The 15,985-nt window shown below is 70.8% G+C and carries 10 protein-coding genes; 3 read left to right on the top strand and 7 right to left on the bottom strand.

Annotated elements, in window-relative coordinates:
* Positions 1-72: 72 nt before the first annotated feature.
* On the bottom strand, positions 73-2,550 hold the full coding sequence (locus GXW83_RS33530) for a DUF6049 family protein (protein WP_182446885.1): 2,478 nt from the start codon (positions 2,548-2,550) through the stop codon (positions 73-75).
* A 222-nt stretch (positions 2,551-2,772) separates the two neighbouring features.
* Between GXW83_RS33530 and GXW83_RS33525 the strand changes: the two genes are divergently transcribed.
* Positions 2,773-4,344, top strand: coding sequence for a CCA tRNA nucleotidyltransferase (locus GXW83_RS33525; RefSeq protein ID WP_370466848.1), 1,572 nt, complete (start codon positions 2,773-2,775; stop codon positions 4,342-4,344).
* On the opposite strand, the gene GXW83_RS33520 is transcribed toward GXW83_RS33525, so the two are convergent.
* From GXW83_RS33520 to GXW83_RS33510, 3 genes are all read right to left on the bottom strand, one after another.
* Positions 4,341-5,684 carry an MFS transporter gene (locus tag GXW83_RS33520; protein ID WP_370466847.1) on the bottom strand — a complete coding sequence of 448 codons (1,344 nt, stop codon included), beginning with the start codon at positions 5,682-5,684 and terminating at the stop codon, positions 4,341-4,343. The two genes, GXW83_RS33525 and GXW83_RS33520, sit on opposite strands and share 4 nt — an antisense overlap.
* Before the next feature lie 212 nt (positions 5,685-5,896).
* Positions 5,897-6,979, bottom strand: a complete 1,083-nt coding sequence (locus GXW83_RS33515; RefSeq protein WP_182446883.1) for an inositol-3-phosphate synthase — start codon at positions 6,977-6,979, stop codon at positions 5,897-5,899.
* 132 nt (positions 6,980-7,111) lie between these two features.
* A complete protein-coding gene (locus GXW83_RS33510) occupies positions 7,112-7,810 on the bottom strand; it encodes a PadR family transcriptional regulator (protein ID WP_182446881.1) in 699 nt (232 codons plus the stop codon).
* 463 nt (positions 7,811-8,273) lie between these two features.
* Between GXW83_RS33510 and GXW83_RS33505 the strand changes: the two genes are divergently transcribed.
* Positions 8,274-11,099, top strand: coding sequence for a transglycosylase domain-containing protein (locus GXW83_RS33505; RefSeq protein ID WP_182446878.1), 2,826 nt, complete (start codon positions 8,274-8,276; stop codon positions 11,097-11,099).
* A 208-nt stretch (positions 11,100-11,307) separates the two neighbouring features.
* Complete coding sequence (locus GXW83_RS33500; RefSeq protein ID WP_182446876.1) at positions 11,308-12,822, top strand: glycosyltransferase family 87 protein; 1,515 nt, start codon at positions 11,308-11,310, stop codon at positions 12,820-12,822.
* Positions 12,823-12,956: 134 nt separating this feature from the next.
* On the opposite strand, the gene GXW83_RS33495 is transcribed toward GXW83_RS33500, so the two are convergent.
* From GXW83_RS33495 to GXW83_RS33485, 3 genes are all read right to left on the bottom strand, one after another.
* Positions 12,957-13,991, bottom strand: coding sequence for an alanine racemase (locus GXW83_RS33495; RefSeq protein ID WP_182446873.1), 1,035 nt, complete (start codon positions 13,989-13,991; stop codon positions 12,957-12,959).
* A 62-nt stretch (positions 13,992-14,053) separates the two neighbouring features.
* Complete coding sequence (locus GXW83_RS33490) at positions 14,054-15,172, bottom strand: peptidoglycan bridge formation glycyltransferase FemA/FemB family protein (protein WP_182446871.1); 1,119 nt, start codon at positions 15,170-15,172, stop codon at positions 14,054-14,056.
* Positions 15,173-15,374: 202 nt separating this feature from the next.
* Positions 15,375-15,713, bottom strand: a complete 339-nt coding sequence (locus tag GXW83_RS33485) for a hypothetical protein (RefSeq protein ID WP_182446865.1) — start codon at positions 15,711-15,713, stop codon at positions 15,375-15,377.
* Between the last annotated feature and the right edge of the window lie 272 nt (positions 15,714-15,985).

Below are 15,985 nucleotides of genomic sequence, written 5' to 3'. Positions count from 1 at the left end.
CTCCGGATCTTCGGGTGGGACGACCGGGGTCCTCCGGCCGTCTCGTCTGCTTACCTTCTCACCCGGGAGAGCCTATACAGGGCTTTGGACCCCGTTTTCCGGATCATGACCGCCTGGTTGCCCGCAATCCGCCCCCTGGTCGGCCCCAGGCTGCGGCTCATGCGGCTCGTCGGCCCCGTCCTCCCCGTCCGTTTCCCCAGGCCCGCCATCGGTCTGCGCCGCGTCCTTCCGGCGCTTCCAGTACAGTCGCAGACCGGCCAGGACGACCAGCAGACCGCCGCCGGCGATCACCGCGATCACCCCGCCGGAGATCTGGGTGACGTTGACGGTGAAGGTGATGGCGGCGTCACTGCCGGTGTACGGCTCCAGGGTGTCGCCCACCGTGGTGTAGAGCCGCGCCTCCATGGTCACCTTGCCGTTGGCGGCGGCCTTCACCTGGAACTTGTAGCCCGGCTTGGTGTTGCCCGCGTTGGTGACGCTCAGCCGGCCGCTGCCCTCGACCGCCAGGCGGTTGGGCGACTTCGAGGTGAGCACCACCACCAGGTTGGTCAGCGTCTGCGGCAGGTTGTTCTCGATCGTGATCGGGATGGTCGCCGAATTGCTGCCGGGCAGGGTCACGCCGTTGGGCTTGCCCAGGATGCTCACCGAGTCCAGCAGGCCGGTCAGGTACGCCTGGGTGTCGGACTGGTAGTCCTCACCGGCCTGCGGCTGGCCGCGCCACTGCGTCGACACCGAGCGCAGTATCGCCGCGTCGAACTGGCTGCCGTACGGGTCCGGCGGGGTGATGATCTTCTGCAGTTCGGCGAGGTCGTCCTGGATGGCCATCACGTCGGGCAGGGTCTGCAGCTCGCTGTTGCGGACCTGCACCGAGTAGGGCGCCAGCGAGGACGACACGTTCGGCGTGGGCTTGGCCGCGGCCACCGTGCCGTACGACTCCGGCTCGATCCACTTGCCCGCCGCCTCCTCCAGCGAGGCCAGCAGCGTGTCGGCGGTGCTGGTGGACATGGTGCGGGGCGGCTGCACCAGGATGCTGCGCTGCAGCCCCGGCTGCTCGTCGGTGATCTCCAGGGTCTCCGCGAGGAACCGCTGCTCGGCCATGGTCTGTGCGGACTTGGTGGTCAGGTCCCCGGAGAAGATGTCGGAGATGGTGGAGTCGGCGACCACGGCCGTCGTGCCGTCGCCCAGCGAGCGCGCCGCGTTGGGGGTGAAGTTCACGCCCGTGTACGGGAGGCTGGAGCTGTTGGTGACGATCTGGGTGTCGTGCAGCCTGCGGGCCAGCGCCACCACCGACGCGTCGGTGTAGCCCTGGTAGGGCCAGGCCACCGAGGAGTCCGCGGTGACCTGCAGCAGGTCCGGGACGCTCGCGTCGCCCACGTCCGTCAGCTGGGAGGCCAGGGTGTCGGCCGCCGGGCTGTGGTGCGCCAGCGTGGCCAGGTCCGGATCCGCGTAGGGCAGCGAGATGATCTGCTGCGGGCTCAGCCCCAGCAGCGCCTGCTGCATCCCCAGCAGCCAGGACTTCGCCGCCTGGACCCCTGCCTCGCTGCCCTTCCGGGTGCAGTTGCAGTCGGGCGTCGCGGCCGAGACGCTGCCCTGCGGGTCGCTGACGACCCGGTAGCCGCTGCGCATCTGATTGACCGTGCTGATCAGGTCGGGGTCGATCACCCAGGTGAGTTTCATGGCGGAGGCGGCGGAGCTGCTGCCCAGCGACTGGAGCTGGCCCAGCCGGCCTTCGGGGCCGAGCTCGGAGGCGAGCGTGTCATCGGTCAGGACGGCCTGCCCGGTGAGGTCGGCCGCCCCGGTGCGGTACTGCTGCGCCTGCACCCGGGGCTGGTCCACCAGCGGCCACAGCGTCGCCACCTGGGTCGGCTTGGCGCTGGTGGAGGGGTGGTACGGCAGGAAGGTGCGGCTGACGCCGAGCGGCCGGGGCGAGGAGCCGCCGGTGGTGGCGTCGACGTCCAGCTCGTACACGCCGTCGCTGCTCAGGCCCAGGTCGTCGACGGACACGGTGAGGGTGAACGGGGTGCTGGTGGCGCCCGGCACCAGCGGGCCCAGCTGCGCGGTCGGCGCGCCGCTCAGTTCCGGGGCGTCCTGGTTCGGCTGCGGGGTGGTCTCCTGGGCCACGGCCGCGATCGACGAGCGGTTGTCCAGCGGGGCCGAGCCCACCGCGAGGCCGACCTGCAGCGCGTTGATGGTGCTGCTGCCGCTGTTCCTGACCGTCCCGGTGATCGAGATCTTGCCCCCGGCGACCGGCACCGGCGGGTTGATGTCGGTCAGCGAGACCACGGCCGGATAGGTCTGGCTGACCGAGGAGGCGGCCCGCGCGGTCACCGGGGCGGCCGCCGCCGACGCGGTGCCCTGAACCGCGGTCGCCGGACCCACCCGCAGCTGGCTCGCCTCGGCCGCCGGGGCCAGGCCGGCCCCGCCCAGCAGGGTGAGCCCGGCCGCCAGCAGCACCGTCACCGAGCTGCGCAGTCGACCGGGGGCGTCCAGGGGCGTACGACCCGCGCCCAGTCCCCTGGTGCGCCTTCTCTGCCGTGCCGCCTCGCCCACGCGTCCTCGCCGTCCGCTCGTCGCTCGCGCTGTCCTGATCGCCGCAGTCGCGCTGCCCCCGCATGTGCGCTCTGGCATGGTAACGACGTTGTCTGGGAGGAGACGCAGCCGGGCACGCCCGGATGGGCGCACGCTCCCGCCGCGCGCCGACCGGCGCCGTCCGTGCGGCCCTGACGTTATCGGGGCGCGAGGGGTGCGTGCCGCCACGTAGGCTTGTCTGTCGTGCCGAACGCCAATGATTCCAGCTCTGCCCGCCTGGACGACCCGTCGTCCCGCCGTGGTTCCGCCGCCGACTCCCTGAGTGCCGCGCAGCTCGCCGCCGTCAGCGAGATCCTCGACGCCTACCCCGTCGCGGACGAGCTGGGGCGCCGCTTCCAGGCGTCCGGCTTCCGCCTCGCCCTGGTCGGAGGCTCCGTGCGGGACGCCCTGCTCGGCCGCCTCGGCAACGACCTGGACTTCACCACCGACGCCCGGCCCGAGCAGATCCTGGCGCTGCTGAAGCCCTGGGCGGACGCCATCTGGGACGTCGGCATCGCCTTCGGCACGGTGGGCGCCCGCAAGAAGGCCCGGCCGACCGCCGGGGGCGAGCCGCGCGACTTCCAGATCGAGATCACCACCTACCGCTCCGAGGCGTACGACCGGAACTCCCGCAAGCCGGAGGTCTCCTACGGGGACTCCATCGAGGAGGACCTGGTCCGCCGCGACTTCACCGTCAACGCCATGGCCGTGGCCCTGCCCGAGGTCGCCTTCATCGATCCGCACCACGGCCTGGAGGATCTCGCCGCGAAGGTGCTGCGGACCCCCGGCACCCCCGAGGCGTCCTTCTCGGACGATCCACTGCGGATGATGCGGGCCGCCCGCTTCTCCGCACAGCTGGACTTCGAGGTCGCCCCCGAGGTGGTCACCGCGATGTCGGAGATGGCGGAGCGGATCGGCATCGTCTCCGCGGAGCGCGTCCAGGCGGAGCTGAACAAGCTGCTGCTGTCGGACCACCCGCGCCAGGGGCTGCTGCTGCTGGTCGACACCGGCATCGCCGAGCGGGTGCTGCCGGAGCTTCCGGCGCTGCGGCTGGAACGTGACGAGCACCACCGGCACAAGGACGTCTACGAGCACTCGCTGACCGTCCTGGAACAGGCCATCGACCTGGAGGAGGACGGCCCCGACCTCACGCTGCGGCTGGCCGCGCTGCTGCACGACATCGGCAAGCCGCGCACCCGGCGCTTCGAGGACGGCGGAGGGGTCTCCTTCCACCACCACGAGCTGGTGGGGGCCAAGCTCACCAAGAAGCGCCTGCGGGAGCTGAAGTACTCCAACGACCTGATCGCCGACGTGTCCCGGCTGGTCGAGCTGCACCTGCGGTTCCACGGCTACGGCACCGGCGAGTGGACCGACTCGGCGGTGCGGCGGTACGTCCGCGACGCCGGCCCGCTGCTGCCGCGGCTGCACAAGCTGACCCGCTCGGACTGCACCACCCGCAACAGGAAGAAGGCGGCCGCGCTGTCGCGGGCCTACGACGGCCTGGAGCAGCGGATCGCCGTGCTGCAGGAGCAGGAGCAGCTGGACTCGATCCGCCCGGATCTCAACGGCGAGGAGATCATGGCGATCCTCGGCCTCAAGCCGGGCCGTGAGGTCGGCGAGGCATACCGGTTCCTGCTGGAGCACCGGCTGGAGCACGGCCCGATGGGCCCGGAGGCGGCCACCGAGGCACTGCGCGGATGGTGGGACGCCCGCGCGGGCCAGAGCCAGGACCCGGGCCAGCACCAGGACGCGGGCCGGAGCGGGGACGCGGGCTAGACCGAGGAGGAGACGGGGCAGGGCACGGGCGCCGACGGCTTGGAATGCCGCAGGGTCAGCCCGTAGCCCAGCGCCGTCAGTGCGTACAGCAGCGCGGAGACCAGGATCACCACCACCGAGCGGCCGCTGGTCGGCATCAGTGCGGCGGCCACGGCGGCGGCAGCGACCAGCGAGCCGTTGAACAGCACGTCGTACACCGCGAAGACCCGGCCGCGGTAGGCGTCGTCCACCGAGGTCTGGACGACGGTGTCGGTGCTGATCTTCGCGCCCTGGGAGAACAGGCCGAGCAGGTAGGCGGCGGCCATGATCGGCAGCGGTGTGAAGAACAGGCCGAGCGCCGGGGTGAGCACGGCGGCCAGCGCCGAGCAGCAGACCAGCCAGCCGCCGACGCCCATCCGCCGGGTCGCCCAGGGGGTGACCACTGCCGCGGTGAAGAAGCCGGCGGCGGAGGCGGCCAGGGCCAGGCCCAGCCAGCGGATGCCGGCGCTCTGGTCGCCCGGCGTGGAGAAGCTGTTCCGGCACAGCATCAGCAGCAGGACCAGCAGCAGGCCGTAGCAGAACCGGCAGACCGTCACCGCGGCCAGCGCGTAGGCGGCGGGACGGGAGTCGCGCACCAGCTGCCGCACCCCGTCCAGCAGCCCCGCGGCGGTCTCGGCGATCACCTGGTGCAGCGGCTGGCGGGCCTGCGGGCCGCGCGCGGGCCCCAGCAGGTCCCGTGACATCGTCCGGGCCGCGAGGGAGGCGCTGCCGTAGCCCAGCCCGGCCAGGACCAGCAGGGCGGCATTGGCCTCCGGCCCGGCCGGGAGGACCAGCTGCACGACGAAGGCAGCGCCCCCGCCGATGGTGCTGGCGATCGTGCCCATGGTCGGCGCGATGGAGTTGGCGCTGACCAGCAGGGTGTCCGGGACCACCTGCGGCAGTGCGGCGGAGAGCCCGGCCAGGATGAACCGGTTGACGCCGGTCACCAGCAGCGCGGCGGCGAAGAACACCGGCGTCGGCACCTTGAGCAGCACCAGCCAGGCCGTCCCGGCGCAGAGCACCAGCCGGATCAGGTTGCCGTACAGGAGCGTCTGCCGACGGCGCCAGCGGTCCAGCAGCACGCCGGCGAAGGGGCCGCAGAGGCAGAACGGCAGCAGCAGCACAGCGAAGGCGGAGGCGATGGCGCCTGCGGTCGGCTGGCGTTCGGGGGAGAAGACGACGTAGGAGGCCAGCGAGACCTGGAAGACGCCGTCGGAGAGCTGCGAGAGCAGGCGGGTGCCGAGGAGTCGGCGAAAGCCGGACAGCCCAAGCAGAGCCCTGGCGCGGCCCTGGGGTTCGGAGGCATGGCCGATGATCGACACCCTCACAGACTCCCACGTCGCACCGCTGATGCCTAAGCCGAACCCGCCGTCCGGCGCAGCGGGGGGCGGCAGAGCCCGCGGGCGGTTCCGTTTCAGGTGCTGTGCTACCCGGAATCCGGGCGCGGCAACGCCCGAGGGCGGTCCCGTTTCACGTGAAACAGTGCGTGAAACGGTGACCGCCCTCGGGGGCGCCCGGGCTCAGTGCCGAGCGCTCAGCGCTCGACCTCGCCGCGGATGAACTTCTCCACGTTGTCGCGGGCCTCGTCGTCGAAGTACTGCACCGGCGGGGACTTCATCAGGTAGGAGGACGCCGACAGGATCGGGCCGCCGATGCCGCGGTCCTTGGCGATCTTCGCCGCGCGGACCGCGTCGATGATGACGCCGGCCGAGTTCGGGGAGTCCCACACCTCGAGCTTGTACTCCAGGTTCAGCGGCACGTCGCCGAAGGCGCGGCCCTCGAGGCGCACGTACGCCCACTTGCGGTCGTCCAGCCAGGCCACGTAGTCCGACGGGCCGATGTGGACGTTCTTGGCGCCCAGGTCGCGGTCGACGATCTGCGAGGTCACGGCCTGCGTCTTGGAGATCTTCTTGGACTCCAGGCGGTCGCGCTCCAGCATGTTCTTGAAGTCCATGTTGCCGCCGACGTTCAGCTGCATGGTGCGCTCCAGCAGGACACCGCGGTCCTCGAAGAGCTTCGCCATCACGCGGTGCGTGATGGTGGCGCCGACCTGGGACTTGATGTCGTCGCCGACGATCGGGACACCGGCCTCGGTGAACTTGTCCGCCCACTCCTTGGTGCCCGCGATGAACACCGGCAGGGCGTTGACGAACGCGACCTTGGCGTCGATGGCGCACTGGGCGTAGAACTTGGCGGCCTGCTCGGAGCCGACCGGCAGGTAGCACACGAGGACGTCGACCTGGCGCTCCTTGAGCACCTCGACCACGTCGACCGGCTCCTCGGAGGACTGCTCGATGGTCTCCAGGTAGTACTTGCCCAGACCGTCGAGGGTCGGGCCGCGCTGCACCATGACGCCGGTGGGCGGCACGTCGCAGATCTTGATGGTGTTGTTCTCGCTGGCGCCGATGGCGTGGGCGAGGTCCTGGCCGACCTTCTTGGCGTCGACGTCGAACGCGGCGACGAACTCGACGTCACGGACGTGGTAGTCGCCGAACTGCACGTGCATGAGGCCGGGCACGCGGCTGTTCGGGTCAGCGTCCTTGTAGTACTCGACGCCCTGGACAAGCGAGGCGGCGCAGTTGCCGACACCCACGATTGCTACGCGAACCGAACTCATTCCGGCTGCTCCCTGGTGTGATGGGTTTTGGAGAAGGTCATTGCGGTGGTTCATACGAGTGCCGGCAGTCCCCTGCCGCCCGCGTGCGCGGTCCGCTCCGTCACGTGACGGCGAGGGTGGACTGCGCGGTGGTCAGCGCTCCGGGGAGCGCTCCGGGCGGTCGGGTGGCGCAGCGGCGTGCGCTGCTGCCCGGTTCCTGCCGTCCGAAATCTGTGGGGTGGCACCCGGGGTGGAGGTGCCTGGCGGCCCGGTGTCGGGGCCGCGTCCGCTGCTGCGGTTGGCGCGTTCGGTCTCGATCAGCTCGTTGAGCCAGCGGACCTCTCGCTCCACTGACTCCAGGCCGTGGCGCTGGAGTTCCAGGGTGTAGCCGTCGAGTCGCTCGCGGGTGCGCGCCAGCGAGGTGCGCATCCGCTCCAGGCGCTCTTCCAGACGGCTGCGGCGGCCTTCCAGGACGCGCATGCGCACGGCCCGGTCGGTCTGGCCGAAGAAGGCGAAGTGGACGCCGAAGTGTTCGTCCTCCCAGGCGTCCGGGCCGGAGTCGGCCAGCAACTCCTCGAACCGCTGCTTGCCCTCGGGGGTCAGCCGGTAGACGATCTTCGACCGCTTGCCGTTGAGGGCGGTGGCGGGGATGTACTCGTCTCCGGCGTTGTCCTCGATCAGGAAACCGAGGGCGACCAGGCCCTTGAGGCACGGGTAGAGCGTCCCGTACGAGAAGGCACGGAACGATCCCAGCAGGACGTTGAGGCGTTTGCGCAGCTCGTAGCCGTGCATGGGGGAGTCGTGCAGGAGGCCGAGGACGGCGAACTCGAGGATGCCGGAGCGCCTGCTCATGCCGTACCGCCTCCTCTCCCTCGCTCGGTATGCCGTCTCGATGTATCGAGCCGATACATCGAGACGATATGCCTCGAGCGCGCTGCGAGCAAGAGGCGACCTGGTGAATGTGATCACAGAGGGTTGCGAGGGGCTGGTGGGGGGTCCGTTCGGGTCGGCTTCCGGGGGTCTGCGGCGCTGTCCGGGCCCGGTGCGGAGCTGTCTTTTCCTAAGGATCTGTGGTCGCTATGCCCCGTATTGCCAGGGGAAGCCCGATTGATGACTGTCCGGTGCTGCGTACTCTGTCGCCTATGCAGAAAGCCGGGAACCGCAGTGACGTATGGGGCGTCCTCGTCCTCGGTGCAGTACGGCCGCTTCGGCCGGAGCCCCGGGGGAGCCGTGCGGGGACCGCTGGTCCTGACGCGGATCGAAAGTGGACCACCGCCTTCAGGCTCGAGAGCCTGTCCGAGGAGCAGCTGGAAGCATGAGCGAACATCGGCGAAAGCAGCAACAGCCCGGCCGGGATGACAGTCCGTCGGCCGGGCCGTCTCAGCAGTCGCCCCAGGGGGGCGGGTATCCGCCGCAGGGAGCCCCCGGCGAGTACCAGGCCGGACCGGCCGGTGAGTACCAGGCCAGGCCGTCCGGCGGGTACCAGACCGGCCCGGGGCGACGCCAGTCGGGACCGCCGCCGCGCCGCACCGCGCGCCCCCAGGGGTACGGCCAGGGGCCCGGCCCGGAGGCCGCCGAGACCACCGCGCAGCCGCAGATGACCCGCGCCGAGATGCGCCGCGCCGCGCAGTCCAAGGGCCGCCGCGGCACCACGACCGCCAACGGCATGCAGGGCGGCGGCGGGCGCGGCCCGGGCGGCCCGGCCGGCCCCAAGCCGAAGCGGCTGATCGACTACCCGCGCTGGGGCAAGGGCGGCGTCCGCCGCTGGCTGCCCTCGTGGAAGCTGGTCCTGACCGGCTTCGTGATCTGCACCGGCGCGCTGTTCGGCGTGGTCGGCTACGCCTACGCGACGCTGAAGGCGCCCAACCCGCAGTACGACGCCGTCACCCAGAGCAACACGTACTACTGGGCCGACAAGTCGGTGATGGTGCAGACCGGCGCGCAGAACCGGCAGATCCTGGACAGCCTCTCGACGATCCCCAAGCCGGTGCAGAACGACTTCCTGGCGGCGGAGAACTCGACCTTCTGGACCGACTCGGGCATCGACCCCGAGGGCATCCTGCGCGCCGTCTACGACATGGCCAAGGGTGAGGAGACCCAGTCGGGTTCGACCATCACCCAGCAGTGGATCAAGAACTACTACCTCACCGCGGCGCAGACCCCGACCCGCAAGATGGACGAGATCCTGCTGGCCGTCAAGATCTCCAAGAGCACCCCGAAGCAGCAGATTCTGCTGGGCTACCTCAACACCTGCTACTTCGGCCGCGGCGCCTACGGCATCGAGGCGGCCGCCAAGACGTACTACAACCTGGACGCCAGCCAGCTGAACCCCAGCCAGGGCGCCTTCCTGGCGTCGCTGGTCAACGGCCCCAGCCTGTACGACCCGTACGGCTCGGACATCCAGGGCGACAACGCCGCGCAGAACAAGATCAACGCGACCCAGCGCTGGACCTACGTCCTGAAGAACATGGCCAAGTTCAACTTCATGAGCGCGGCCGACTCGCAGACCTGGCTGGCCAAGGGCTTCCCCATGCCCAGGCCCTACACGGTGAGCGACACCAACATGGGCGGGCAGATCGGGTACATGGTGACCCTCGCCCAGAACAACCTGCTGCGCAACGGGGTCACCCAGGCGCAGCTGGACCAGGGCGGCTACCAGATCTACACGACCTTCAACAAGGCCGACGAGAACGCCATGGTGTCCTCGGTGAACTCCACGTTCGCCGGGCAGTTGAACCCCAAGCGCATGGTCACCAACACCTCGGACACCACCAGCCCGGACTACAAGAAGAAGTACCCGGTGGACAAGTGGCTGCAGGAGGGCGCGGCCTCGGTGGTGCCCGGTGAGGGCGCGGTCAACGCCATCTACGGCGGCGCCGACTTCCTGAAGGACTTCAACGACAACGCCGACGCGCCGAACGTCCTGGTCGGCTCGACCTTCAAGGCGTTCGTGCTGGCGGCCGCCGAGAAGTACGGCCTGCAGGACCCGGTCTCCTACAACGGGACCACCATCCCGGCCGGCACGCCGGTGTCGCTGAACAGCATGTTCAGCGGCCAGAACAACCTGGTGATCAGGCAGGCCAACGGCCAGCCCTGGCTGGACCAGAACAACCAGGTGTGGCACCAGCCCAACGACTCCGACTACCCCTACGGGAACATCAACCTGAAGACGGCCATGGACCAGTCGGTGAACTCGGTCTACGTGCAGCTCGGCATGGACGTCGGCATGCAGAACGTCAAGCAGACCGCCATCGACGCCGGGCTCAACGCCGACCCCAGCTCGGCCTGGGCCAACGACACCGTGCCCTCGTTCGCGCTGGGCACCTCCACGCCGGGCCCGATCCGGCTGGCCACGGCCTACGCGACCTTCGCCAACGACGGCATCGAGTACGACCCGTACGAGGTCGACCACTACGTCTACGGCGGCGCCACCAAGTCGCTGAAGACCAAGCCGCGGGTGGCCTTCACCCCGCAGGTCGCGGACACCGTCAACGAGGCCCTGGAGGGCGTGGTCTCCGACTCCGGTACCGGTGCGCATGCCATGGCGCTGGGCTGGCCGGGCGGGATCGCCGGTAAGACCGGCACCACCGACTCCTACAAGTCGGCGCTGTTCGTCGGCTACACCAAGAAGGCGGCCACCGCGGTCCTGCTGTTCGACCAGAACCCCGCCACCGGCACCATCGAGCCGATGATCGGCCTGGCCGGCCAGCAGGACATCTACGGCGCCAACTTCCCGACCGAGATCTGGACCAAGTACATGAAGGTGGCGCTCAGCGGCTTCTCGCCGGAGACGCTGAACACCCTCAGCACGTACGGCTCCCTGGTCTACGGGCCGGACGTCACGCCCTCCGCGACGGCCAGTGCGACCCCGACGGCCAGCGCCACGCCGTCCAGCACGGCGTCGAGCAAGCCCTCGCGGACGCCCTCCGCGCCGGCGTCCGACACGGCCTCGTCGACGCCGTCGAGCACGCCCTCGGCGCCGGACACCTGCCTGGTGCTGTGCCCGACGCCGAGCGCGTCGGACACCTCGACCGGCGGACCGGGCGGCGGTCCCGGGGGCCCGGGCGGCGGCGGAGGAGGCGGCACCTCGTCCTCCACGCCGGGGTGGAACCAGCACGGCGGCGGCAACGACGACGGCTGACCGAGGCCGAGCCGCACGCGGCCCCGGCGCGCACCACCCCAGCGGTGGAGCGCTCCGGGGCCGCGGCCGTCGGTGCGGCGCCGGGAGGCACTGGAAGGCCCAGGAACGCGCCGGAATGCCCCAGGAAAGGGACAGTTAGGCCGTACCGGGCGGGCTGCGGCCACCAACTGCCGGGTGCGGGGCCCCGCGCTCAGGATCGTGCGGCAGGATGTGCGCCATGACGTCGAGCACACTGCCCACTCCCCCGCCCGAGGACACCGTCGTCGTCCCCGCCGACGAGGACCCGGTGGCTGCCGCGGGGAGCGAGATCCTCGGCGGGGCCCCCGGCCGCCGCGCGCTGCTCGGCGTCGGCTGGTGGACCGCGGGCCGGGTGCTGGCGATCGTCACCATCGCGGTGTTCGCGCTCGGGATGGTGCAGAAGATCCCCTGCTACGACAGCGGCTGGTTCTACGGCGCGACCGCGCAGTACGACCACGCCTGCTACAGCGACATCCCGCACCTGTTCACCCTGCGCGGCTTCTCCATCGGGAACATCCCCTACCTGGACAGGCTGCCGGTCGCGCCGGGGCAGGCCCCCGACCCGACCATGCAGTACCTGGAGTACCCGGTCCTGACCGGCATGTTCATGTGGGTGGCGACCTGGCTGACCCCCTCCGGCGGCGGCGACGTCCACCGCGAGCAGGTGTTCTGGCTGGTCAACTCCGGCATGCTGATGATCTGCGCGGTGATCGCGGTGGTCGCGGTGATGCGCACCCACCGCCGCCGCCCCTGGGACGCGCTGCTGTTCGCGCTGGCGCCGGTGCTGGCGCTGGACTCCACCATCAACTGGGACCTGCTGGCGGTGGCGCTGACGGCCGTCGGCATGGCCTGCTGGGCGCGCAGGCGGCTGGTGCTCGCCGGGGTGATGATCGGACTGGCCACCGCCGCCAAGCTGTACCCGGTCTTCCTGCTCGGGCCGATCCTGCTGCTGTGCCTGCGGGCGGGTCGGATGCGCGACTTCGGCCAGGCCTTCGCCGGGGCGCTGGCCGCCTGGCTGGTCGTGGACGTGCCGTTCATGCTGCTGAACTTCAAGGGCTGGGCCACCTTCTACACCTTCAGCGAGCTGCGCGGCATCGACTACGGCTCGGTCTGGCTGATCCTGGAGCAGAACAACCTGCTGCCGAGCGGCTTCACCACCTCCCAGGTCAACACCGTCATCGCGCTGCTGCTGGCGCTGTGCTGCCTGGGGATCGCCTGGCTGGCCCTGGCCGCCCGGCGCCGGCCGCGCTTCGCCCAGTTGGCCTTCCTGGTGATCGCGGCCTTCGTGCTGACCAACAAGGTCTACTCGCCGCAGTACGTGCTCTGGCTGACGCCGCTGGCGGTGCTGGCCCGCCCGCGCTGGCGGGACTTCCTGATCTGGCAGGCCTGCGAGATCCTGTACTTCCTGGGCATCTGGTACAACTTCGCCTACACCTCCAGCCCCAACCAGAAGGGCCTGCCGACCGACTGGTACCACGGCGCGATCGTGGTGCACGTGCTCGGGACGCTCTATCTGTGCGCGCTGGTGGTCCGCGACGTGCTGGCGCCCGAGTTCGACGTGGTGCGCTGGGACGGAAGTGACGATCCGTCAGGAGGCGTGCTGGACGGGGCTCCGGACGTGCTGGTGGTCGGTCCCTCGCGGTCCGGCGGGGAACCGCACGGGGTTGTGGAAATCGACGAGGAACCCGTGCTACCACCGGCCTGAGGCTGTGGATAAGTCACCGAGGGCCTGAGGACAGCGAGTTGTCCGCAGGCCCTCGGCGCGTCCGGGCAATGCCGCTGCCGCGGGCGGGAGTTGGCGTCCTGCCCGGGCGCGGGGCGATGAGGTAGCGGGCCCGGTCAGCCCTGCTCGACGATCCGGTCGAAGAGGGTCGTGGTGTGCCGCAGGGTCGCCTTCAGCTCGTCGCCCACCTGCGGCGGGGTCACCTCGCCGGGAACCCACAGCAGCGAGACCTGCATGTGCGGCGGCTCGGCGAAGCCCAGCTTGCTGCCGTTCCAACTGAACGGGGACGCCGTGCGGTTGAGCGTGGCCAGCCCGGCCCGGGCCAGGTTCTTGGCCCGGGGGGTGAGCCCGCTCAGGCTCTTGGGGGCCTCCAGGCCCACCCCGTGCGCCGTGCCGCCGGCCACCACCAGCAGGTGCCCGTCGCCCGGGACGCGGTGCTGGCGGTAGCCGTAGCGCTCGCCCTTGGCCAGGGCGTGCACGTCCATCACCGTGCCCCGGCAGTCGATGGCCTTGTGGTCGCCGAGCCACAGCTGGGTGCCGATACGGGCGCGGAAGTGCACGTCCGGGTAGCGCTGCGACAGCTCCGCGACCTCGGCCGGGCGCAGGTGGCTGACGAACATCCGCCGCAGCGGCAGCCGTTCGGCGCGCAGCCGCTCGACCCAGGCGATGGTCTCCCCGAGCGGGTCCACGCCGTCCGGGCGGTCCATCGGCAGGTGCACGGCGAAGCCCTCGACCCGGACGTCGTCCAGCGCGCTGCGCAGCTTGGGCAGGTCGTCGGGGGTGGTGCCGTGCCGCCGCATGCTGGTCATGCACTCGATGATCACCCGGCCGCCGACCAGGCCGCGCACGTCGCGCACGGTGCCGACGGTGCGGATCACCCGCTGCGGCAGCGGCACCGGGTCCTCGCCGATGCGGTACGGGGTGAGCACGATCAGATCCCGGCCGAAGTAGTCCTTGGTCTCGGCGGCCTCGTAGGCGGTGCCGACCGCCAGGACGTCCGCGTCCAGGCGCACCGCCTCCTCGGCCAGCCGCAGGTTGCGGAAGCCGTAGCCGTTGCCCTTGGCGACCGGGACCAGACCGGGGAAGGACTCCAGGACGGACCGCTGATGGGCGCGCCAGCGGTGGGTGTCCACGTACAGGGTGAGCGCCATGGGGCTTGGGCCTTCCGTGAAGATCTGTGCGGCGGGAGGGGTGTCCGGGCGGGCTGCGGGCGTCAGCGCCGATTCATGTACATGTCCAGCGCCTTGTGCAGCAGCTTGTTGAGCGGGAAGTCCCACTCGCCGAGGTACTCGGCCGCCTGTCCGCCGGTGCCGACCTTGAACCGGATCAGCCCGAACAGGTGATCGGACTCGTCCAGGGTGTCACTGATCCCGCGCAGGTCGTAGACGGTCGCGCCGTGGGCGTAGGCGTCCCGCAGCATCCGCCACTGGATGGCGTTGTTCGGCTGCACCTCGCGCTTGTGCACGGTGGAGGCCCCGTACGAGTACCAGACGTGCTCGCCCACGGTGATCATCGTGGTTCCGGCCAGCGCGTCGCCCTCGTGGTACGCCAGGTACAGGCGCATCCGGTTGGGGTCCTCGTTGTTCAGCGCCGTCCACTGCCGCTGGAAGTAGGAGAGCGGGCGCGGGATGAAGTGGTCGCGCTCGGCGGTCTCCAGGTACAGCTGGTGGAAGACCGGCAGGTCGTCGTAGCCGCCCTGGACGATCTCCACCCCGGCCTTCTCGGCCTTCTTGATGTTGCGGCGCCACAGCTGGTTGAAGCCCTTGAGGACGTCGTCCAGCGAGCGGTTGGCCAGCGGCACCTGGTAGACGTAGCGCGGCTGGACGTCGCCGAAGCCCGCCCCGGCGTCCTCGCCCTGCTGCCAGCCCAGGCGGCGCAGCCGGTCGGCGGTGTCGATGGCCCGGGGCTCGTACCAGTCGGCCTCGATGTCGCGCAGCCGCTTGGCCTCCTTGCCGGCGATCGCGTTCTTGATGGTCTCGGCCTGCCAGCGGCGGATTATCACCGGCGGGCCCATCTTCACCGTGAACGCGCCCTGGGACTTCAGGTGCGCCAGCATCGGCTCCAGCCAGCGGTCCAGCGCGGGGTCGAACCAGTCGATCACCGGGCCCTCGGGCAGGTACGCGAGGTACCGCTTGACCTTGGGGATCTGCCGGTACAGCACCAGCCCGGCGCCGACGATCGCGCCCCGGTCGTCGAACCAGCCGATGCTCTCCGAGCGCCACTCGGCCTTGACGTCGCCCCAGCTGGGCACCTGCATATGGCTCGCGGAGGGCAGGCTCCGGACGAAGGCCAGGTGCTCCTCCCGGCTGATGGTCCTCAGGCGCAAGCTCATGGTGGGGGTGCTCCTCGGGCGTCAGGTCGCGTCAAGCGCGAAGCCTACTGCCCAGCCGGAGCACCCCCATAGGACGCCCGGTGCGAAGCCGCCGCGAACCGCCCGTACAGCCGCCCGGGCCGCCCGCCCGGAACGCTCTCGTCCGGAACGCTCTCGTGCGGAACGGGCCGGGCGGGTCGGGTGCGCCGGGCGTGCCGGGCCGTCAGTAGCCGACCACGCCGCCGAGCAGCCCGCCGTGGGCCAGGCCGATGCCGAAGCCGACCGCCGCCGCGCCGCCGCCGATGACCAGCAGGAAGCGCTCGGTGGTGGTCGCCGAGATGTACTGGCCCCAGATGGCGCTGAAGATGCCGAACAGGCCGGTCCACGAGGCGAGGATGTGCAGGCTGCGGAATCCGCAGGTGCCGATGGCGATCAGGCCGAGGACCAGGGTGATCCCGGCGAGGGTGTCCTGAAGGGGGTGGGGCTTTCCGTCGTTGCGGACGATGGTCGCCCAGGTGCTCTGGTCGTCGGAGCGGCCGTGCGGCTGCGTGGACTGGGCCATGGAACCCGCCTCCTTGGGGAGGTTTGGGCGCACGCTGCGACCGGGCGGCAGCGGCTGCCGTCGGGCCGGCGCGTGGCGCGAGCTGGCCGACGGCCTGGGCGGCCGTGCGGCCTCGGATGCGGCGGCGCGCCCCGGGGCGGCCTCCCTACCCGATGTGTACAGATTGCGTCGATCGGGGGGCGGATTTCAAGACCCCATTCGGGTGCCTGTAGTCTGGACCGTCTGCACCGGTGTGGCTCGGCGCTTCGCTGGCGTGACGACGCGGATTCCCG

Origin of the sequence: Streptacidiphilus sp. PB12-B1b (assembly GCF_014084125.1) — a bacterium.
In the GTDB taxonomy this organism is placed as follows: Bacteria; Actinomycetota; Actinomycetes; order Streptomycetales; family Streptomycetaceae; genus Streptacidiphilus.
This window is presented reverse-complemented; position numbering and strand designations above follow the sequence as displayed.